This window comes from Hylemonella sp. W303a (assembly GCF_046452315.1).
Classification (GTDB): domain Bacteria; phylum Pseudomonadota; class Gammaproteobacteria; order Burkholderiales; family Burkholderiaceae_C; genus Hylemonella.
Window position 1 is genome coordinate 750,732 of the sequence record NZ_JBKFDG010000001.1, and the last position, 22,091, is coordinate 772,822.

The window sequence follows — 22,091 nt, forward strand, 5'->3', positions numbered from 1 at the left end:
CGTTGCAGTGCAAAAGACTGGGGTAGATCGGCAGAAACGCTTGCTCTGCGCCACACGCTGGGCATCGCTCGCTCATGAACCCTTGATGCACATGGCAGACCCGGTAGTGTTCGAACGACCACACCAAGGGGTGATGCGGTCGTTGCCCCTTTCGGGCTTGGTCACACAAGCAAGCCGGGCACCAGCGGGGAATTCTGGCCAGCAGGCCTTCTCCATTGAAAGGCAGCAGATGGCCCAACCCCAGGAGGGTCATGGACTGCGCCTTGGACGGTGGCGGCCTGCCCAGGGCATCCAGCATCGTGAGGGCGTACCTGCCCAAGCCATTGACCGTGGCGCAATGCCGCTCAAAGAAGGCCGTATCGCTCCAGAAGTCCGAATGGCGTTCGGACTGCTCCAGCAGGTATTTCACGAGCGTCCGCGGGCCCAGGCAATGCGCCTGGGCCAACCCGACAACCCAGGAAAGCAGGCCTTCAGGAGCCTGCGAAGAACCTTCACTCCTGAGTGCATAAAGGGTCGGTGGGATGACGATACTGGTTTCAGCCTCGAAGGGGTCAAGGGTGCTGTGAGTCATGGGCACCTCCAGACGGGTCTCGGCTCGAGTTGCGTTCCCCGATGCGGCGTTGGCTGATCCCACCAGGAGATCCCGTGGCTTTTTTCGGAATAGGTTTGCCGGGACCATTCCTGATCCCACGTGTCGGTTCGGCAGTCGTGGCATTCAGAACATTCCGGACTTCGTCCAGGGAAACATCGAGGAAGAGGCGTTCGCCACGTCTTGCGTCCTCTGCAATTTCCAAGGCCACTTTGTTGTAGGGAGCGAACTGAAGGATGAAGTCCTCGGTCATCTTCTCGCCGGTGCGCAGCGCATGCTGGAATGCCTGCGTCAAGGCTCTCTTCAGCGTTCCAACGCAGCCCACAGTGCTGATGCAAAGGTCCTTTGCGGCTTCTACGCTGAGAGCTTCCAGCCGATTCTCGATTGGCATTTCAGCCAGAAGATTGATCAAGGCCTGAGCGTAGGATTTGAACTCCTGCGGATTCTTGTGGTCGTAGCGCCTCAGGTGAACGGTCTGCTGGCGGTGCAGCCAGTTGTTTCGTGTGCAGGCGGCGTGAGCCAATTGATAGCTGCCGATGAGGACAATCCGAGCATCCGTCTGTGCGGCCAGATCCCTGAGGATCTGTAGGCTGCGCAAGCACCCACCTGGATGAGACTCGGGCAGCAAGCGGTCCGCCTGATTGATCAGAAGCAGCTTGGTCTGGCGGTGCTGCATCATGCTGATGACTGCGTACTTCAACGCGTCGAAGTCCCGGTTTCGCGGATCCACGTAGGGAATGGGATGCGTCAGAGTGAACTGATTCGGTAGTACATACATCTTGCGGTCGATCAGGATGTCTCCGTGTGCATGCAAGATATCCCCCAGCAAACGGGTCCAGTACTTCGTGTCGATGCGATCGGCGTGGTCTGGCGCAGTGACGGCAATGCATGGAGATCTTGAGGCGGAAATATCACCTTCATCGAGCTCCGAAACGGTGTGGCGACTGTCGCTCCAGAGCTTTCGCCCGATCTGGGAAGTTCCAACACCGACGGGGCCGACGATCCAGACGATTTCGCCCTTGTCGCTGAAATCGATGCATTCGCGCGCCAGGTTGTAGGACTGCTCAAGGCGGGGGTGACGGACGATCTTGTTCTTGAAGTAGTCGATTTTTTCTTCGGCGGACGCGCTCAGGAGTTTGGAGTCAAATGCCGGGGTGATGATTTTCATAGTCAGAAGTCCTTGAATTGTTCTTGCGAAATAGAGTCGAAATCGACGTCGGTAGCCTGATCGTCAGAAGGCAGATAGAGTTGGGGCTGCGGCGATGGCAACAGGGTGTCGCTGATGTCTGGCGATCCCGTAACCAGGCCGACGCCCTGATCGGAGGAGCGCAACTCCTGATCACGCACGCGCTGGAGTGCCAGCTTCAGGTTCGCCTCGCGGCCGCGAACCTTCTCGAGATAGGCGCCCAGAAGGGCAGCACGGTCTTTTTCCCGAATGCCATCGCGCCTTTTGACCTCATTGATCTCTTGGGAGATGGCTTCGATCTCTTTTTCGGAGCGGCCTGCCAGTTCGTTGCGATACATGCTCGTGGCCTCAATCCATCCGAGTTTCCCCAAGGCATAGGAATGGGAAACATCGAACGGGTCGTACCGCACAGGAATGTCTTGGCCGACGTAGTCCAGCAGAGCGTTGGAAAAGTAGTCGATCCGGTTGACTTTGATGCTCCCGTCGCGCTGAACGCGAGCCGTGCCCTTGGTATTCGTGGGCATGGACAGGATCAGGAAATTCCGGTCGTAGGGAATCAGGGTGTGACTGCGTTCGCCCGACTGCACCATGCCTGTTTCCATGGCGATCGATGGACTGATACCTAGCGCTGGGTGCTCCAACTGGTGATAGACCTCTCCAAGATAGCCATCGAAGGATTCTCTGAAGGCACGCAGATTCCAGACTGCTAAGGTGCGCGGATCGTGAGTTGGAGACATGCTCCGCGGCGACTGAAGAGCTTTGTTGTTGCCGATCAACGCATGCGTGAACTGCGAGTTCTGGATTCCGAAGACACGTTCAATGATGTTGCCGAAGCGGGGTTGGCTGGCTGGACGAGATCGCTTGTTGACCCCGAAGATGGCCAAAAATTGCTCGTAGTACGTTCCCAGGAATTCCCGTCCTTGGTCAGAGACAAGAGTCCGTGGCAGCCGGTGATGTCGCCGCACACAGTCACGCAGAACCAGCATGCAAGATCGGTAGCTGGGCTCAACAAAGAGCAGCACCCAAGCCAGGATCACCCGTGTGTAGGCATCAATCATGACTGTCAGCCACGGCTTTCCCATGGGCGTGCCTGTAGCCTCATTGACCAACTGCAAATCGAGCTGGCTATGGTCGATGTGGGCAATGTCGAAAGGGCGAGTACCGTGTTTGGGTGTATCTCGCTCCAGGCTGAGGAAGGGAATTTCCAAGTTGTATCCTGCCTTTTCACCTTCTCGAGCCTTCTTCAGTGCCTCTGGCGTTGTCACTCGCTGAATCTCAGCAGCAAAGGTCTTGCGGCTTGGCAACATCAAGCCCTCTTTGCGGCAGGAGTTGACAACCAGTGACCATGCGTTGAAATTTCCCGGAGCAGTGCTGGATTGAACTTCTTTGTCAATGACCTCATGAATGATTTCAAGCACGCGTGGAGGAAGTCGACGCGCGCGGTTGCCCCGGTCATGGATCTGAGGCAGTAGCCCGACAAACTCATTCCCATAGTCAACCAGGCCTTGTTGGGCGAGTCGCTTCCACTTTCGGATGGCCCTCGAACAGGCGAGATGACTTTCCGTGGGCGGGCATAGCTGAGGATGGATGCAGTAGTAGCGGTGCATGGCCGAGCGGATATCCTCGGCCGTGGCCCGACACAACCGAGCGCCAGCGGCGGCGAGTTGTGGATTCGCAATCGCGGTCGTTCCAGCGATCGATCCGGTTCCAACTAACTGCTCGAAGTCGGCCACGGGCAGGCGTTGGACGCATTCCTTTCCATCCGCATTCTTTCTGCGCAGAAAGATTTCGGTGTCTCCGGCGTTGACGATTTCCCAAGCCGACCCGTCCCAGAGGACGGCCGAACCAGGCGTCGGCGTGACACAACGGATTGCGGTGCTCGACGTAGCGAGCAGCGGTTCAAACCAGATATCAGCGGACTCGAGCAGGGCACGAGTCCTGAACACCCGTACCCTGTGCGGCTCACGCATGAGAGATGCCACGCGCAGATCCACGTGCAGTTGTTCGTCGGCGATCAGCTTGTAGATTGCGTCGGCCATCGGTCCCTCGCCGCATGTCAGGAGATCACGCAGCCAGCACCAGCCATCACGCATGGCCACTTGAATATGCTTCAGTTGGACAATCGTCGGTTCGGGACAGTCCTCGCGGTAGTAATCGGAGAGATCGGAAATGTTCTGAATGACGATGGGATCCGATTCGACCGACGAGCGGACCGCGAAGTCCAGCCCGTATTCATGCGCAAAGCGCTCGGCTGCCGGGCATCGCCAGGTACCAGTCATGTCTCGGATGTACTGGGGTGAGGGTGATGTGGCTTGTTCCTGCAGCCAGTTTTCTGGCTTGCATTCAACCCAGCCCACGAAGTTTTCCGCGATGCGGAAGAAGTCGGGTGTGTACAAGTGACTTTTGGTGCGCCCATTGCCCAGATCGCGGATCTTCTTGATCGCCGGCGGCTGGTCGTAGAACTCGTGGGTGACATCGTCATGGTCCCACTGGAAGATTGCCGCCAACTCTGTGCGCCTTGCTTCCGCCTTGATCACACAGCCCATCTTGCGGCTGGTGTAGTGCGTCACGACGTTGTGCGTGCCGCTGCGCAGAATCCGCGAGGGCGGACTCTGCCGGATGTGCTGGATCATGGCGATGGTGTCGGCGCTTAGTCGACGCCGGCGGAACAGGTCCGCCAATTGCTCTTGAGATGACATTTCAGACTCCTGAAATGCCACGCGGTCGCTGAGAACTCTACAAATCGACAGGCAAAAGAATCCCTCTGCGCACGACTTGACGCGTGCGACAGGAGTCATATACTTGGATCGTTCCTACTACCGAAGCTATGACGGCTGAGGGAAAAAGCCTGGGTCTTGCCGGACCTGGGCTTTTTTATTTCTGGCTGTCCTTGTGTGTGCTCTTGCTCCTGCGTGGCGGTTGGTGAAGCCCGGCCGAAAAGCGCGGACACCACAGCAATCGCCGTGGCAAGAACCAAACTACGACAGCTCTTTTTTTCGTCAACGGTCGATAGACGGAAAGGAAGTAAAATAGGAATTTATTTCCTGAATCTTGGAACGGAAAATCGCATCCAAGCGTGGCCGACCTGCAACCCCGCTGTTGCAGCGACTACGCGTCATTGCATGGAGTCATCATGTAATGGTGGCCAGCGGTGCCGTGCAGGCCGATCAGTTTGAGAGACTGATTTCAAAAGCCCATCCGAGACTTCGTCTGTCCAGTGGGCTCTGGCCCCGCTACTTGCGTGGGGACGTGATGCCGCAGGGTTCACAGGAGCGTGCCAAATCCAGCTTGATCGTGCGTCTCGATCGGGTCTACCCAGGAACGGCGGAAATCTTCTATCACCCACTCTGGGAACTGATGGACTTTGATCGCTTGCTGTGGCCCAAACGTCTAAGAGAGATCTATCTGTCCATGAACGAGTTTGTCTGGATGGACTTCGTCGAGGATTTTGGAGATTGGATTACTGTTCTGCTTGATGAGGAGAAAGGTCCACGTAAAGTACTGGATGCGACTGAGCTTCCATTCTGGAAAATCGAGCAAAGCGACGAAAGTCTTCAAGTGGCTTGGGGTCTGATCGATGGACTTGACGGCGTCGCCGTTTGTTTGATCGAAGCGCGCTCTGGATATCTAGCTCAAGACATACGTGCATTTGTCAACGCTATTCTTGGAGTGAATTCCATGCTGAAAAAATTGGTCAAAGATCCAGGATTTCAGTTTCCCAAGCAACAGTCTGCGCTGTTGATCCTGAGAGGCATGTGCTTTCGCTTGGCTGAGCTTTTGATAATTGAACCTGGCTCCAATGAAAAAGTGAAATTTTTCGAAAGGGCGATCAGGAATCGGAGAGATGAATGGGAGGCTCAGGTGAATCCACATCTATCGGAGCTCCCGCGCCCGGATCGGTCCACAATGACAAGATGGCTGAATCAGGTAGGGCGTCAAAAATTTCCAGAGTGGTAAAGAGGCCGAAAAATTCTCAAATCTGCAAGCTGCAGACATCCAGGGAATTGTGAAAAATCGCAGCGGTATCCAACAGGCCTTCGTTCTGCTTTCATGTTCAGACGGCGTGATGAATCGCGACGATAGTTCAAGCTTGCGGTTGTTCTTCGAAATATCTCTTGCCCACTCTCACCAATCTTTTTCGTACGTGATCGATGAAAACCTGGGGGCATCCTCTTTAAGCTGTCCAAGAATATTTCGAGCTTGATTGAACGTTCTTTGGGCACCCATATCGTGGGTGAGAAGCCCATCGAAGTAAAGCGCAAGGGTGCAATATGTCGAATCGATCAGATCGCTCCTGTGAGATTTTTCTCCAATGTCTTTAGGGTCTCCCTTCATTCTGCGGTGAACAGCTCTTACGGAAAGGCATAGTGGGAACACGAAATTTATCGAGAAAAGCAGTTCTGGCAGAGTTCTAGGACAGGCTTCAGGACGAGCGCAACTCAACATGATGTCTGACATCTTGATGAGGTTCATGAGAAGGTTGTGTCTGAATTCTGGCGTCCATTCGTTCTCCTTTCGAAGGGCCCTGATATCGCTTTCTCTGAAAGTTTTTAGCCATCCGCTCAGGATTTCCTTCATCGCATCACCAGCAGGAGACAGACTTTCGATATACAAGCCGGCCTCATACATTGCTTCTTGGATGCGCAATCGGGAATCTGGATCTGATTTCGCGCTGATAATTCTCCGGCTGAGTCGGGTGAAATTCTTGGTGGAAAGGGCGTCGATTAGATTCTTGGATTTGCGCATTTGTTTGGGCGCAAGTTGACACAAGAAACTCATTGGCTTTGCAAGCAGAACTTGATCGGGATACGCGCCCAAGATCTCAAAATTTGCCGCAACGCCAAGATCATCTCGTACGTTGAGGGCCTCAACCGCAAAGTACTCCGGCAAAATCACTTGGTGGTGCTTACTTTTCTTTAGCCACTCGGCCAGCCTTTGATCCCTAGCGTAGCTTATGTCTAGTACTTTTCGGTAACCTGTCATGGAGTCTCCAAATATTTCCAGAGAGACTTCAACACTGGACAATCCGCTTGCCGTGATTGGTTACTGAGAGAAAAGTTGACCACTCCAGACGTCCATTCACGAGAGTTTCAAGTGTGGCGGGTCGCTAACTTGCAACATACACATTCAGGCGGTAGCCAGAAAATTTCCATTTGAGGTTTGTTGTCGCTGCGCTGTTTTGCAGCGATGCGGCGTGGCTAAGAACTCGTGCCGTAAAGAACCCCAAGGATTAAGACCGCTGATTCCACTTGCACCATACCTGGATGCGGTTTACCGATGGCTAGTACATCCGATACGCCGAGACCACCAATCGTCTCAAATTGTCGAAGATGCTGCAGATCACCTGGAAGCGCTTTGCCGACGCGCTTGAACAGCATTGTTCCATCTGACAATCGAAGCGCAACATAGTGATCAATCCATCGGTCAAGTGTTGAGAGGTCTAGGATTTCTCCACCGAGTGCTATCTGGCCTTCGAGCGCAAGTGGTACAGCGCTTTCTTCCTTGACACGATATGCGCTCTTGATTCTTTTCAGAAGCGAAGCCAAGTCGACTTGATCAGCTTCACCGTGGCTTTGCTGTGGAGGTTTGGTGTCCACGTGGAAAAGAATGCCCACTACTTGGTGAAGGGCCACCTCTGAGGCGCTGAACGTGACTGTGTTGCGTCCTGACCGGGGATCAGGTGTCTCCGTCGCCAAGCCAATGAAGCTACTGTGCTTTGAGCGATGAAGGCGTCTGGCAAAATTGGTTCTCTCTCGTCGCGCGATCACAAGACTGCGGTCGGGGGCATCGCCTGCGGCCGCTTTCACGATAGCTACACTTTGCACGGTCGAGGCAAATCCGAAGTTTGTCGTCCGCAAGAAAAATGCTACTTTGTCGTCAAACCATTCCGACGAAAGAGTCTCCAGTTCTGTCTCTTGAGAATCGCCGTAGGCGCTCCCCAGAACGAAAGCCGCTAGGTTTGGCTGAATCGGGAGGTTGAACTTTGGAAGTGGCTCGTGGGACAGCGGCTCGAGTGTCACTTCCGACGTCTTTAGGAATTCCCGTCTGCAGAAAGTTCGGAAATCCTGGTGAGCCAGCTCAACCAATTCGCAGAGCCTCTCTAAGTTTTGCAACTCTAGCGAAACCTGCGTGGGAGTGATGGATGTTTTGTTGTGATGATGTGCGTTATTGAGAAGTGCATACGTGCTGGATTTTGGCTCCAATCCTGGTTCCTTTGCCAGCGCGACAATGTGCTTCGCCTTAAAAAGTTCAGTCGATCCACGTCTCACCGCACTTCGCAGGTCGTTCGCAAAGTCACCAAGCGTTGGCTTCAGGTTGTGCGACGTTGACGCCGGCGTCCCCACATCATCAAAGAAATCTCCCAGACGCGCTTCAATGAATTCTCGGCACTTGGCGGCGTACTCCTGCGCAACAGATGGCACTGCCCACTGAGAGTCCACCGCCGCTTTCTTTGCTTGTATTACCCCTAAGACACTGGGCGCCGTGGTGAGCGTTGGACGCTGCCTGGTTGGCGGATGCACATCCCGGTGCTCGATTGCTGCCGAAGCGCCCTGGCACGCCCGTACTACATGACCTGCGAACTTGCTGTCATGTGTAGTGAGGATTGGCTGAGCACCTTGACCTACCAACTGAATAAGGCCCTTGGCGAGTCTTTCCTTGTTGTCGCCATCGAGTAGCTCTTGGGGGTCGTCCAGCACGATGAGATCCAGCCCTCCCCGTTCTTTGCGCATGTACTGCCAGTAGGCAAGGTAGAACGCGATGAGGGTTGCGCGAAGCGCAGAGGCATTGGCTACATGTTGCGCCGGCGCGGATGCTCCATCGCTCCCGATCCGGAACTCCACTTGGCCGTCGGGCTTCATGCTAGTGGCTTTCAGGTCGTGGTTGGCGTTTGGATAACCAGCCTGATAGATGACCTTTCGCCAGTCCTCGGTGACCGTATGCAGTGCCGCTTGAAGCCCTTCGACCTGCTGCTCTGCAAACGATCCAAGTTTGAAGCACTCTGCAAGTGCAACATCTGCAACATCATAGGCTTTTAGTCTTGTTTCCACAGTTCGGCGCTCATTTACGTCCGCGTCCAAGCGATCACAGGCACGAAGGGCGACGTTCAATGGCTCAACGTTTTCGATGAGCTTTTCTAGGTCAGCAAGGCGCCCACGAAGCGATGTAGAAGCCATCGGAACTTCTTGTGTTGCCATTCCGACAACATCCTGGGTGAACTCGTGAAGCCATGCACCATTGGCGGCTCCCCAATCCGACGTTCTTAGCGCCGTATCCAGTCGAACAATGGCACGTTGCAGAATTGCCATGTTTGGAAGTCGCTGGGGAAGCTCGAGCAGGGTACTCGGTGTCAGGCTAGGAGCGTTGTCACGCTTGTCGTCACATGCCTTTGCTGCGAGTCTTACCAAAGGGAGCAACGGGCCTTGGAAGGCGCTAGCAGTCAGCGTTTCGTTCACTAGTGCTGTGCGCATGAGATCGAACGGTTTTTCGCTCAAGTCACGCTTGAGTTCTCCGCTCAGTGTTTCGCCCAGCGCCGATGCGAAGTTGGCGGCTGCCGAACTGGACCATCTGTCGACAGTCTGGGAAAGCAGCGTCGGGTCCTCTTTCAACGCTTCGCTCAGATGATTTTGGACGCTATGTCCAGTCACTGGATCGAGGGCACCTACAAGGCTCCCGCCGCACACGGCACACGACGATAGGTCTGGTTGTTTCACATCATTGTCGACGTACCATTGAGCAACGGCAGCATAGATTCGCTGCCGCGCCGCCTTTTCTGGTGACTTCAACAGATCTAAGAGGACCTGTGCTTGAGATAGTGCATCGTCGATCAGCTTCCGCGCATCGGCCTTTTCTTCGGGAGTGAGTTTGCGCAGCGCAGACAATCGGCGCGCAGAGTCCGTGCTTTTTAGATTTTCAATCGCTGCCTTGGCATCGCCGACGTCACGCTCCAAGGCTTGCCCTTGCTCTTCCGGCTTGAAATCAGTTCCGAGAATGTTTCGCGCCGCTTCGAGTGAGGAAGTTTTCTCGCCATTGAGTTTTTCTCTGAGAGCCTTCAGTGCAGTCTCAGTAGCTTTCCCGTCTATTGGATGCGGAATCTCAATCGTGATGCCTAGCTCAGGATGTTCGGTAGCTATGGTGGCCAAGTCCTCTAGCCCTCGTGTGAACTTTTCGTCTGCCTGGTCGATTTCTTTCTTACGGGCCTTTGTTTCTTCGCCGGTCAGACGCTCGCGTACCTTCTTTACATGCTTGGCTAAGTCGGTGAATGGTGCTAACCCTGTTAGTTGGGCGACTGCCTTGCCAAGTTCAGACTGCGAACCAAGTTGGGAGAACGGAAGCAGTGCTGGGATTACTGTGCCAATACGCAGTGCCTGGCTGTCTAACCCTAGTGCGGTGAGGTTTGGGGGAGTTTCTTCAAGTTTTCCACGGATCGTTCGGTTCTGAGTGCGCCGAACCTGATGCAATTGCCCGGTGTTCGCGTCAAGAAGTGTGAGCTCGACCCACGTATCAGCCGGGATAGCAGCGTTGTGTAGCTTGACCATGGAGGCCGGCGGAAGCGGCGTCACCGGGGACAGTTTGTAGTTTGAGGCCTCGTTCTCTCCGTCGTGAACTAGGTCGAAGTTGAACTCATAGTCTCCTTTTTCTGGAGCGCGCTGGGGGCGAAGCAGCATTCCTGTGAGGCACCAGACGATGGCGTTTAGTAGCGATGTCTTGCCGGCACCGTTGAAGCCTTCCAAGAGCGTGACACCAGTGGAGACGTGGAAGTCGAAATCTTCTGGTGCTTGCTTGGCCGTGCCGAATACATGGATTCCGGCGAAGCGGTGGGCCTGGATGCGCGTCAACGAGAACACGGTATTTGGACCTGTTGACGGGGCGGCGGCGGACGCCATCTTCGGCAGCGCCTGGCTAGGGCTGGCTACGATAGCTTCAATGTCAGACAGCATGACATTGCTCGCCCACTTCGGTCGATTCTTAGCGTACCAACCCAATACAGCACGACTCGCCGCGTCCGGTAGCGAGAATGTTTCTCCTATGGGGCCGACGCCAACGGCTCCGCCGCCAATCAGTTCGGTGAGTAGCGACTCAATGGAATGAATATGCAGCGGCTTAACGCTCGATTTGTCATCGACCATGGCTCCTCCCTGTCATCGGCCTCCAGCTCTTGGATTGACTGGCGCCATCTTGCAAGAATGATGCTTTTGTGTGGCGCGTCGAACTTAGAAACGCGTACCACTTGCCCGTTGAATTGTGCAGTAGCAGATCCGTCGCGCGAAGCAAAAATTGCCGAGCCATGTTGCTTGGATGCGCCGATGGCGGACAGGCATGTCCTACCTTGAGTGCTCCAAACTGGCAGCTCACAGCCTTAACTGACCATTAATCTGTTCGATCGCTTTGGACCTGACTTCGACTGAATGCGGCCTGTCCGGGGGGGGCAATCAATCGGATATCCACTCGGAAGCAATTCCGTTCCGCTTGGAACCATTACCGTGCCGAAAATGAGCGAATTTGAAGCCCTAGCGCGGAGCGGTCTCTGGTCTGCTCGGGAAGAACATCAGCGTCTAAGCTGTTGAATTACAGAGGATTTCTGCCTGACGCAGCGTATGTGATGCCGGGCAGTGGATTCTGGCGAGGGGCCAAAATCGCTGGAAGCAAAACCGTTCCGGCCCAAAAAGAAGCATAAGCGTTCCGAAGCGGAACAGTTATGGTTCCAGCGACAGCTTATGTCGCTGGAACCATAACTATGCCGCGCGAGGAGGCATATCTGTTCCGCGGAGACGAGTGGGCAGGTCCCCAACAGCGGATCTTGGGGCTGGAGGGCTGACTGCATGAAATGCCCTCAGTTTCTTCGCTTCTTGTCAGCCGGCCGGGCTAGCCCGAAGGCCTATGACGAGATAGATGCAGGCATCAAACCCTTGGTTGATGCTATGAACGCGACCGGCTCCATCACAACAATTGCCTCCTGTCAGGGGCATGTTGCCTATAGCAAGCCACCGTATGTCTATTTCAAGGCGACTCCGGCGGTGTCGGGAGCCATCGAAAGATCCCTTCGGGAGTGGCAAATCGAGAGCACCTCAAGCATTGGTCAGTACTGGAGAGTAAAAGGCTTGTTCAATGAGAATTTTGAGCTTGTGTTCTTGTTGCACTCGCCTTTCTATGATGAGAGAGCGCTGTCCCTTTTTGCTCCGGTGGAGTTCCTTTTCTATCAGCGCAAGATAGCAAAGGAGCTTGAATTACTTGAGAAATTGATTGAAAAGGCCACCCTGTTGAAATCTGGGGAGTATTTCGAACCAGACGTACGCGCCAAAACCACAAAGTAAGAGAAGCACTGCGAGCTTTTCGAGTCGTCTTCTCTTAAAGTTCCGCTGAAACGGATCTGGGTTTCCACAGTGAGGACATTCCTGGGCCGAGGTGGCAATAGAGCGATGACATATATCGCATGGGGCAAGGCGAGACAAATTTTTCCTTTCAAGGCGAGGAGATTGGACTTACGTTTTGTTAGCCTGGACTGCTAAAGAGGGCAGGGACTCCCAAAAATATGAGGCTGTCTGGCGTATTTGGTCGATCGCGGCGAGTTCTGCATTTAAGTTATGCCCTAGCGTATGCGCAAGCAATTTCGATTGGCAGATCTCCACGCACTGCTGTAGCAGTGGAAAGATCACTAGCGAGTAGCCATTTGCCGATTCCAGGAATTCACTGCGAAGTGTGGCGGGGCATAGCTCGACAACGAATGGCAGACTACGATCCACTGTCATGGACATCGCATATGAGCCGCCAGACTGCATGACAAGAATAACAACGGCACCTTCGTAACCAGCAACGTGAGCAAACTGGGGGTTGTTAAAAATGGTTTGGGAGCCTCGCACCCTTGGTGGGTGCTCTGGGTTCGGCCACAGACCTTTACGAGCCTCTGCAGCCTCTACAGTTGCAAGGTAGGTTTGCCCGAACAGGGCGAAGCCGACCGCCAAAGCCATCTTGCATATGAAGCGCTGATCAAACTTGGTGTTCATCTGCAGTTGCGCGCGAATGGAGCCGGCCTGGATCACGGTGCGAATCGCCTGGATGTTTGATTCATCTGTGACGGTAGGCAGATCAAACCCAGGATATGCCGTCCCTGGTGGCAGACCACCGACTGTTGCGCCGAAGATGTAGCGCGCTTTCGTTTTCTTAAAGCCACCAATCACCGCCTCTGTGCCCATCCGCAAGCGCACTGGGTCGCCGCTTACGGGCATAAAGTACACAGTGGAAGGATTTTTGCGGTGGGTTGGGTTCCCACCGGTGTACCAATATAGGTCGTCGTCGTCAGTCCGCATCCAGATGATTGACTCGCCAGATGGACCAAGCCAAAGCTCTGCAACGGTATCCTCCGGGAGCTGAAGTCCGGGGATGTTTACCGGTCCCATGCACGTCAGAGGTAGAAAATCGCTTTGCCCTGGTCCGCTGTAATACTTTCGAGCGGCGGACGCTAATGCATTGGTCACAAACCAGGATTTGGCATAGGAGCCGTCCACATGCAAGCCTAGCCCGTTGTTGCAGCTGCGACAAACATTGTGAAGTTTGTAGTGCGGCGGAGCTTGTGCGCCTCCGAGAAACTTGGGCACCGCATGTTCAAGAGTGGATTCTGAAATCGGCTTTTTCTGCGCGCAGTAGAGACAATTGAATGTCATTTTTGAAGTAATAGGCTACTGACTGTTTGGCTCTGAGACGCCTAAATGATTCATCGTGGTGATGGTCGATTAACCCCGGAGAGCCTCACTGCGCGCCATGATGGATGCGGAATAGGTCGTAGATGAAGTTGACCCTCCTATTGGGTCTCTTTCGATTACAAGTAATTGGTCTTCCGCAACCTCACTGATCTTCTCGCGCAAGGCATCCATGCGTCCATCGTTCAAACTGGAGCGGAGCCATCTTTCGGCAAGCGAGGCGACTACGAACTCACCGCAATGCTCGCATTGAAAATGTTTCCTCGCTGATCCAATCCGTTCAAAAACGGCAGCCTGCCGGCAAATTGGGCAATCTTCCTCAACTTGTGTGGCCATGGCACCTCTTCCCTTACTTGGTATGTGCATCATGAGGTTCGACGTCGTTTCATTGACACCGGGAATTCCAAATATCGCTTGGTAGAAATTCAGGCGCCACATCGAAAGAGGTTCGTCAAGAGGCGAAAAGAACCCTTCGTAGGTAACGGCTTGCCCGCCAAGTTGGATAAGTCCAGTGGTTCGAATAACATCGATCGATGGGAAATCCGCCGCAATCATCTGGAGACGGTCGATCGTGTTGGAAAAGTTAGATTCACCAGCATCGTTCATAAACTGAGAATGAACGATCTGATCTTTCGGTACGACTACTTGCCAATGATGGAACAAGAGGCCTTTGGCAATGTACTTTGAAAGTTCTAGAAGCTTGGAGCTATCAAAGGGCATCACTGTTTCGGTGATGGGCCTGCCCATCGCATCCACTCGGCTTGAAGTAGACACTCCTGCCCGCAACTCTCGGTGGAGCTTCTGGTTTTTTTCGATGCGCCGCCGGGAATTGGCCCAGTAATCCGAGACGTCTCCTTGATGCCGAGCCGCTTGCGGAAGCAATGCAGTCAGATAGGTTTCAAGGGTTGATTTAGTGCTGTTGCATGAGGCGCATGTCGGCACTTGCGGTAGATTCTCGCGTTCATTTACCGAGAAGAACGACCTTGCCACGATGTGGTCACCTGTAAATGACGCCCCTGGTTTTGCGCAATAAATGCAAGTCTTACCCTTGTACTGTTTGCTCATATCAGTAGCAACCCTCGCCCTGTATCGTTCACCTGCTTCTTCTCCCAGCTCGCCTGGTTCAGTGCGGGAAGGCGAACCAGCGCTCCATTGTCTGGTGCTGATGGTAGACGTCAGTTTCACCACTAGCCAAGAGTGGTTCAACTCAGCCGGAAACAGTTAACTCACCTGAAATCTTGTCCCCGAACTGTTGATTGACCCGCGTCAACAACGCTCGATATACCTCACCAACGCTAGGGGACTGTTTCCGACTTCAATAGAAAACCAGCATCTCCCCACTAGGCCGCATAAAAACCTAGCTCGCTGTCGATAGACCGAAGTCTATGAGGAACGAGGCTTAGGCGACATACCCCAAAAGGGGGGCACTGGCAACATCTCGGAGGTCCGACCCTTATGGGCTTACTCTTGGCGGATTACCTACGATCATGCTGCACGTTCTGTTAATTCCTGTGTGGAAGCAATTCCGTTCCGCTTGGAACCATAACCGTGCCGAAAATGAGCCAATTTGACGCCCCGGCGGGGAGCAGCAAAAAGTCTGCTCAGGAAGAGCATTGGCGTCTAAGCGATTGAATTACAGGAATTTTCTGTCTGACGCAGCGCATGCGATGCCGGTCAATGGATTCTGGCGAGGAGCCAAAATCACCGGAAGCAAAACCGTTCCGGCCCAAAAAGAAGCATAAGCGTTCCGAAGCGGAACATTTATGCTTCCAGCGACATGCTTATGCAGCAGGCCCAATATTCGTTGGTGGAGAGGATGAGGATCGAACTCACGACCTCCGCATTGCGAACGCGGCGCTCTCCCAGCTGAGCTACCCCCCCACGAGCGGAGCGAATTCTAGCAAAACCGACGCTGGGATCGCGCGCGCAAGCGCCGCGCCGCATGGATTGATTCCTGGGCGCGGCGGCGGACCTCAGGTCAGCAGATCGTGCAGCGTGCGGGCAATGACCTGGGTGGATCGTTTCAGGTCGGCCAGCACGATGTGTTCGTCGGCGCGCTTGGCATTGCTCTCGCGCACGGTCCGCGGGCCAGCGCCGTAGATCACGCCGGGAATGCCGCGCTCCACGTAGAGGCGTACGTCGGTGTAGAGCGGCGTGCCCAGGGCCGGAATGGGTTCACCAAAGACTTCCTGCCCATGTTTCTGCAGTGCCTCCACCAAGGGTTTGTTGCCGGGCAGGGGCTGCATGGCGCGGGCCAGCAGCATGCGCTTGACGTCGACGCGGATGCCCTTGCCGCCGCGCGGCGGGGCGTAGCTGTGCGTGGCCTGGGCGATGGTGGCGCGCAGATCGGCTTCCACCTGCGCCGGATCTTCCTCGGGGATCATGCGGCGGTCGAGCTTGAAGACGACCTTGCCGGGCACGACGTTGGTGTTGGTGCCGCCTTCGATCAGGCCGATGTTCAGGTAGGGGTGGCTGATGCCTTCGACATTTGACTTGATCTTGAGGTAGTCGGCATTGAGCTGGTAGAGCGCGCCCAGGATGTGCGTGGCACCTTGCAGCGCGTCCACGCCGCTGTCGGGGATGGCCGCGTGGGACATCTCGCCCTGCACGGTCACTTCGAGTTGCAGGCAGCCGTTGTGCGCGGTGACGACCTGGTAGCTGAAGCCGGCGGCCATCATCAGGTCGGGTTTTGTGTGGCCGTGTGCCAGCAGCCAGCCGGGGCCGAGTTCACCGCCGAATTCCTCGTCGTAGGTGAAGTGCAGTTCCACGGCGCCGCGGGTCGGTTTGGCCACGGCTTCAAGTGCGCGCACTGCGTGGGTGAAGCTGGCGAAGTCGCTCTTGCTGACGGCGGCGGCGCGGCCATAGAGCTTGCCGTTTTCGATCTCGCCACCATACGGGTCATGCGTCCAGCCCTCGCCGGGAGGCACCACGTCGCCATGGGCGTTCAGGGCCACGACCGGATGGGAAGTCCCAGACGGGCTTTCCGAGTTCCCGGGGCCGTCGCTGCCGTAGCGTCGCCGGACGATCAGGTTGGTGATGCTTTGCAGGCCCGCGGCCTGTACCTCGGCTTGCGGCACGGGGAAGGACTCGACCTCCCAGCCCCAGGCGCGCAGCAGCTCGGCCGTGCGTTCCGCGTGCGGCGCGTTGTTGCCGGGCGGCGTGTCGGTGGGCACGCGCACGAGTTGTTGCAGGAAGGCGGTTTCTTCGTCAAAGTGCTGCTCGACCCAGCGGTCGAGGGCTTGGTAGATGGTGCTCATGGGGTGGCCTGGCTGACGTGCACGTTGTGGGCACGTTCTGAGTGAGGACGCATCGGCGCGGCGCTCATGCGAGATGCGTCAGAAGGTGCTGGAAGGCGCGCACCGCGAGGTCCATGTCCTCCGCGGTGCTGGATTCCAGCGGGTTGTGGCTGATGCCATTGTTTTCGCCACGCACGAACAGCATGGCCTGCGGCAGGATGTCGTGCAGCTTCATGGCGTCGTGGCCGGCCCCGCTGGGCAGGCGCAGCACGGGCAGACCCAGGGCGGCCACGGCGGCTTCCCAGCGGGCCTGCCATTCGGGGCTGCTGGGCGCGGCGCTGGCGCGCATGGTTTCTTCCAGCGTGTAGCGCAGGCCGCGCCGTTCGCAGATGGCCCGAAGGCCTTCTTGCACATCGGCCAGCAGCGCATCACGCTGGGCGTTGGTGGGCGCGCGCAGGTCCAGGCTGAAGCGGCAGCGGCCGGGTACCACGTTGATGGAACCGCCAGGGACTTCGAGTTTGCCGACGGTGCCCACGGTGTTTGGGTGGCGCTGCGCCGCGGCCTGCTCCACATGCAGGATGAGTTCGGCCACGGCCGCAGCCGCATCGGCCCGCATGGGCATGGGCGTGGTGCCGGCGTGGCTGGCCAGGCCGATCACTTCACCCAGCAGGCGCACACTGCCGTTTATGGAGGTCACCACGCCCAGGGGGGTTTGTTGCTGGTTCAGCACCGGCCCTTGCTCGATGTGCACCTCCACGAAACCCAGGTACTGCGCTGGATCGCGCCGCAGGGCGCTGATGGCGTCCAGGGTGCCGGGCAGGCCCGCAGCCTGCATGGCCGCGCGCATGGGGACGCCATTGGCGTCCTGCTGGTCTAGCCAGGACGGGTCAAAGCTACCGGTCAGCGCGCTGGACGCCAGAAAGGTGGCCTTGTAACGCTGGCCTTCTTCCTCGGCGAAAGCCACGATTTCCAGGGCATGGGGCAGGCGCTTCTTCTGGGCGTGGAGCTGTTGTACACAGGCCAAGGGCACGTAGATGCCCAGGCGTCCGTCGTACTTGCCGCCGTTGTGCACGGTGTCGTAGTGGCTCCCAGTGAGCAGCGTCTTGGCATCTGGCCCAGAAACTGGATTGCCGGCTTTCCATCCTTCGCCTTCATAACGGCCCACCACATTGCCCACGGCGTCGATGGTCACGCTATCGCAACCGGCCTCGCGCATGGTGTGCGCAATCTGGGCGGCGCAGGCGCGGTGCGCGTCGCTGAGGTAGGTGACGGTGAGTTCGCCACGCGCCTGGTAGTCCGGTTCGCTGTGCGCGGCCAGGGCTTCCTGCCAGTCCCAGACCTGTTGGCCGCGTTCCGGATGGAAGGAGGACGTCGGGCCGAATTTGTCTTGCAGGCGCAACTCGGCGATGCGGTGGATCTGCCGGATGCACTCGGCCCGCTCCGCGTCGGGGTGGCCGTGCAGGCGGCGCTCGAACGTGGTGATGATCTGTTGGCGCGTCAGGCCCGTGCCACGCGGGCCGCGCACGGCCAGGATGAAGGGCCAACCGAAACGGGCTTTGTAGTCGGCGTTGAGCTTTTGCAGCGTGGCGAACTCTTCCGGCTTGCAGTGGGTCAGGCCCGCCGTGCTTTGCTCGTGGTTGGACTCGGCCGTCAGCGTCCGGGCAATGGCGGCCTTGCTGGCCAGCTCGGGGTGGGCGCGGATCAGCGCCACCTCGGCTTCGCCGTTGGTGGCCTGGCCTTCGGCCTCAAGCACGCGGACGCAGGCCTGCTGCAGCGCGGCCAGCGTGGCGAACGGTCGCTGGGCCAAGGCACGCTCGACGATCCAAGGCGAGTGTTCGTACAGGCCGTCCAGCAGGGCGCAGGCCTGGGGCAGCGGCAAGGTGTTGAGCTGTTCGAGGGTGAGGGACATGGCGTGCCTTGGTTTCGGCCGATTCAGACCGGGCAGGGGTAAGTCTGGCGCCAGTGCCGCGCAATGTCGATGCGCCGCGTGATCCAGACCTTCTCCTTGCCCTGGATGTAGTCCAGAAAGCGCTGCAGCGCGGTGATGCGCCCGGGCCGTCCCAGCAAGCGGCAGTGCATGCCGATGCTCATCATCTTGGGTCGGTCCAGGCCTTGCGGATCGCCTTCGGCGTAGAGCGCGTCGAAGCTGTCCTTCATGTATTGGAAGAACGGGTCAGCGTGTGAATATCCCTGGGGCAGAGAAAAACGCATGTCGTTCACGTCGAGGGTGTAGGGCACGATGAGTTGGTGGGTGTCCGTGCCGTCGCTTTTGCGCACCTTCATCCAGAAGGGCAGGTCGTCGCCGTAGTAGTCACTGTCGTACTCGAACCCACCATGGTCAGCGACGAGGCGGTGCGTGTTGGGGCTGTCGCGGCCGGTGTACCAGCCCAGGGGCCGAGTTCCGATGAGTCGGCGCATGATGTCCATCGCCTCGGCCATGTGCGCGCGTTCGACTTCCGCATCGAGGTTCTGATAATGGATCCATTTGAGGCCGTGGCAGGCGATCTCATGGCCCAGTTCCACAAAGGCCGCGCAGACGTCGGGCGAGCGCTGCAGTGCGGTCGCGACGCCGAACACCGTCAGCGGCAACTGGCGCCGTTCGAATTCGCGCAGGATGCGCCACACGCCTTGGCGCGAGCCGTACTCATAGATGCCGTCCATGCTCATGTGCCGCGCCGGGAAGGCGGCGGGGTTGAACATCTCGGACAGAAAAGTTTCCGAGGCTGGGTCGCCGTGCAGCACATGGTTCTCGCCACCTTCCTCGTAGTTCAGCACGAACTGCACGGCGATGCGTGCCCCGCCGGGCCAGCGGGCGTGGGGCGGGTTGCGGCCGTAGCCAGCGAGGTCTCGGGGGTACGCGGCGGTGCTGTCGTAGATCATGGTGGGGGTGTGAGTGAGCGTTGCCGGGGAACAGGTTCAAGCGAGGGCCTGGGCGATGTCGTGGCTGGGCGGGCGACGGGTGAAGGTGAGGTTGGCCATCACGTGGCTGAGGTGCTCGTCCATCAGTTGAACGGCGAGGTCTTCGTCCTTGGCGGCCAGGGCTTTGACGATTTCCAGGTGCTCGTCGTTCGAGTGCTCGGCCGCGCTACGGGTTTGGTAGACCAGGGTGATGAGCGCGCAGCGGGAAATCAGCTCACCCAGCATGTCGGCCAGAACCTGGTTGCCCGTGAGTTCGGCCATGCGCACGTGGAAGTCGCCCAGCAGTTCGTTGCGACTGGGCACGTCGTTGGCGGAGACGGCTTTCTTCTCCTCGGCCACGTGGGCGCGCAGCACCTTGAGCTTGGCTGGCGTGATGTCACGAACCAGGGTGCGCACCATTTCGAGTTCCAGCATGCGACGCACGGCGAAGACCTGCTGGGCTTCTTCCACCGAGGGGCTGGCCACGAAGGCGCCGCGCGCCGGCTCAAGGCGGATGAGGCGGTGTTGGGAGAGCTGGAACAGGGCTTGTCGGATCAGGGTGCGCGAGACGCCGAAATGGTCCGCCAGTTTCTGCTCGGCCAGTTTGGCCCCCGGGTGCAGGCGGTGCTCGACGATGGCGCGGGTCAATGATTCGACAATGTGATGGGTGCTGCTGGAGGTTTCCATGGCGCTAGGGTCGAGACAGCGAGGCAAATTGTATACACTTTGATGAACCGGCTCGGTTCTTGCTCTGGTTCCTGGAGCAAGAACTGTGCAAGAAATTGGAAAGGACAGGTATGGGCCTCAGTACCCATGTGCTCGACACCATGCACGGCACCCCCGCAGGGGGCATGGCAGTGGCACTTTTTAGGGTCCGGACGGACCCAGGCGGGGGCGAGCAGGCCGAACTCGTCAAGCGCTTCACGCTGGACCCCAATGGCCGCAATCCGGATGGTCTGCTCTATGGCCACGATGAATTGCGCGCCGGGCGTTATCGGCTGAGCTTCGATGTTCGGGCTTATTTCATCGCGCGTGGTGTTGTGTTGCCAGAGCCTGCCTTCCTCGATGTGGTGCACATCGATTTTGGTGTCGCCGAACCCAGTCAGCATTACCACGTGCCCTTGCTCGTCAGCCCTTGGAGCTACTCGACCTACCGGGGCAGCTGAATCCGAAGGCCGCCGAAGCCAAACGGATAAGAAAACGCAGAAGAAAACGAAACGCCATGGACGCTTACCTGCTCGATTGGGCCAACCTTTTGCTGCGCTGGCTGCACGTCATCGTCGCGATTGCATGGATCGGCTCTTCGTTTTATTTCGTCTTCCTGGACAGCAGTCTCACGCCGCCCGTCGATGAAAAGCTGCGCCAAGAGGGCGCGACCGGCGAGCTGTGGGCCGTGCATGGCGGCGGCTTCTACCACCCGGTCAAGTACGCTGTGTCTCCACCGGTGCTGCCACCGCACCTGCATTGGTTCTATTGGGAGAGCTATGCCACCTGGCTCAGCGGTTTCGCGCTGTTCCTGGTGTCCTACCTTTGGAGTCCCAGCGTTTATTTGATGGATCCACGGGTGTTCGATTGGCAGGCCCACTCCTCGCAATGGGCGGCCGTCGCGGCGGCGCTGTCCTTTCTGGTGGTGTTTTGGCTGCTGTACGACGGCATCTGTCGTGTCGTGGCGCGCACCCACGGCATCGGTGGCAAGGGCGATGCCATTGTGGGTGCCTTGGTGGCGGTGTTGGTGGCCTTCGCGGCCTGGCTGGCCTGCCAGCTTTTCGCTGGGCGCGCGGCGTTTCTGCTCATCGGGGCGATGATCGCGACCACCATGAGCGCCAACGTGGCGCACTGGATCATTCCCGGCCAGCGCAAGGTGGTGGCCGCGCTGAAGGCTGGTTTGCCGGTCGACCCGATTCATGGACAGCGCGGCAAGCAGCGCAGCGTGCACAACACCTATTTCACGCTGCCGGTGTTGTTCGCGATGCTGAGCAACCACTACAGCTTCACGTACACGCATGCGTGGAACTGGCTCTTCCTGATCGCCATCATGGCGGCGGGTGCGGCCATTCGGCAGTTCTTCGTGCTACGCCATGGTTACAAGCTGGGTCGCAACGCGCACCCTTGGCCTTATGCGCTGGGGGGTGTGCTGGTGTTGCTGGCGCTCATTGTCTGGCTACGCCCCGCACCCGTGGCATCGACGCCCGCGTCGTCAGTGCCCCTCACCGTGCCGACACTGACCGAGGTTCAAGCCGTGCTGGCCCAGCGCTGCGTGATGTGCCACGGCGATGCCTTGCAATCCAAGGGTTTGCGTTTCGACCGCCCCGACGACGTGCGCCAGCACGCGGCCTTGATCCACCAGCAGGCCGTGGTGACGCGGCAGATGCCGATGAACAACGCGACCGGCATGACCGAAGAGGAGCGCGCCTTGTTGGCGCGTTGGTTCCAGGCCGGGGCTCAGGCCCGCTGACGCTGAGTTGCAGCCTCTTAGTGGTCTCGCG

General features: G+C 57.5%; 14 protein-coding genes, 1 tRNA gene and 1 pseudogene. 4 read left to right on the forward strand and 12 right to left on the reverse strand.

Translation table 11 applies throughout. The features are described 5' to 3' along the window. Positions 1-94: 94 nt before the first annotated feature. The 3 genes and pseudogenes from ACLBKS_RS03520 to ACLBKS_RS03530 form a co-directional block, all read right to left on the reverse strand. Positions 95-571 (reverse strand): annotated as a pseudogene (locus tag ACLBKS_RS03520) (TniQ family protein); the annotation flags it as partial. Further along, positions 552-1,757: a hypothetical protein gene (locus ACLBKS_RS03525; protein ID WP_410191398.1), complete on the reverse strand. Its 1,206-nt coding sequence runs from the start codon at positions 1,755-1,757 to the stop codon at positions 552-554. The gene ACLBKS_RS03525 and the pseudogene ACLBKS_RS03520, both read right to left, overlap by 20 nt. Positions 1,758-1,759: 2 nt before the next feature. Beyond that, a complete protein-coding gene (locus tag ACLBKS_RS03530; RefSeq protein WP_410191399.1) occupies positions 1,760-4,474 on the reverse strand; it encodes a Mu transposase C-terminal domain-containing protein in 2,715 nt (904 codons plus the stop codon). Positions 4,475-4,826: 352 nt separating this feature from the next. Here ACLBKS_RS03530 and ACLBKS_RS03535 point away from each other — a divergent pair, with 352 nt between their 5' ends. Beyond that, on the forward strand, positions 4,827-5,732 hold the full coding sequence (locus ACLBKS_RS03535; protein ID WP_410191400.1) for a hypothetical protein: 906 nt from the start codon (positions 4,827-4,829) through the stop codon (positions 5,730-5,732). 168 nt (positions 5,733-5,900) lie between these two features. On the opposite strand, the gene ACLBKS_RS03540 is transcribed toward ACLBKS_RS03535, so the two are convergent. Next, positions 5,901-6,758, reverse strand: coding sequence for a hypothetical protein (locus tag ACLBKS_RS03540; protein WP_410191401.1), 858 nt, complete (start codon positions 6,756-6,758; stop codon positions 5,901-5,903). A 215-nt stretch (positions 6,759-6,973) separates the two neighbouring features. Further along, positions 6,974-10,903, reverse strand: a complete 3,930-nt coding sequence (locus tag ACLBKS_RS03545; protein ID WP_410191402.1) for an AAA family ATPase — start codon at positions 10,901-10,903, stop codon at positions 6,974-6,976. A 693-nt stretch (positions 10,904-11,596) separates the two neighbouring features. Here ACLBKS_RS03545 and ACLBKS_RS03550 point away from each other — a divergent pair. Next, positions 11,597-12,088 carry a hypothetical protein gene (locus ACLBKS_RS03550; protein ID WP_410191403.1) on the forward strand — a complete coding sequence of 164 codons (492 nt, stop codon included), beginning with the start codon at positions 11,597-11,599 and terminating at the stop codon, positions 12,086-12,088. A 168-nt stretch (positions 12,089-12,256) separates the two neighbouring features. Here ACLBKS_RS03550 and ACLBKS_RS03555 read toward each other — a convergent pair whose 3' ends face one another. From ACLBKS_RS03555 to ACLBKS_RS03585, 7 genes are all read right to left on the reverse strand, one after another. Continuing rightward, complete coding sequence (locus tag ACLBKS_RS03555) at positions 12,257-13,435, reverse strand: HNH endonuclease (protein WP_410191404.1); 1,179 nt, start codon at positions 13,433-13,435, stop codon at positions 12,257-12,259. Between the two features lie 69 nt (positions 13,436-13,504). Beyond that, positions 13,505-14,536: an HNH endonuclease gene (locus tag ACLBKS_RS03560; protein WP_410191405.1), complete on the reverse strand. Its 1,032-nt coding sequence runs from the start codon at positions 14,534-14,536 to the stop codon at positions 13,505-13,507. 740 nt (positions 14,537-15,276) lie between these two features. Continuing rightward, positions 15,277-15,352, reverse strand: a tRNA-Ala gene (locus ACLBKS_RS03565). Positions 15,353-15,444: 92 nt separating this feature from the next. Further along, positions 15,445-16,728 carry a M20/M25/M40 family metallo-hydrolase gene (locus ACLBKS_RS03570; RefSeq protein WP_410191406.1) on the reverse strand — a complete coding sequence of 428 codons (1,284 nt, stop codon included), beginning with the start codon at positions 16,726-16,728 and terminating at the stop codon, positions 15,445-15,447. A gap of 64 nt (positions 16,729-16,792) precedes the next feature. Then, complete coding sequence (gene uraD / locus ACLBKS_RS03575) at positions 16,793-18,616, reverse strand: 2-oxo-4-hydroxy-4-carboxy-5-ureidoimidazoline decarboxylase (RefSeq protein ID WP_410191407.1); 1,824 nt, start codon at positions 18,614-18,616, stop codon at positions 16,793-16,795. Between the two features lie 23 nt (positions 18,617-18,639). After that, positions 18,640-19,587, reverse strand: coding sequence for an allantoinase PuuE (gene puuE, locus ACLBKS_RS03580; RefSeq protein ID WP_410191408.1), 948 nt, complete (start codon positions 19,585-19,587; stop codon positions 18,640-18,642). A gap of 36 nt (positions 19,588-19,623) precedes the next feature. Continuing rightward, entirely contained in the window at positions 19,624-20,292 is a 669-nt protein-coding gene (locus ACLBKS_RS03585; protein WP_410191409.1) for a GntR family transcriptional regulator, read from the reverse strand. Positions 20,293-20,402: 110 nt separating this feature from the next. On the opposite strand from ACLBKS_RS03585, the gene uraH reads away from it, so the two are divergent. Both uraH and ACLBKS_RS03595 read left to right on the forward strand, forming a co-directional pair. Beyond that, a complete protein-coding gene (uraH, locus tag ACLBKS_RS03590; protein ID WP_410191410.1) occupies positions 20,403-20,771 on the forward strand; it encodes a hydroxyisourate hydrolase in 369 nt (122 codons plus the stop codon). A 56-nt stretch (positions 20,772-20,827) separates the two neighbouring features. Continuing rightward, a complete protein-coding gene (locus tag ACLBKS_RS03595; RefSeq protein ID WP_410191411.1) occupies positions 20,828-22,060 on the forward strand; it encodes a urate hydroxylase PuuD in 1,233 nt (410 codons plus the stop codon). Positions 22,061-22,091: the final 31 nt, after the last annotated feature.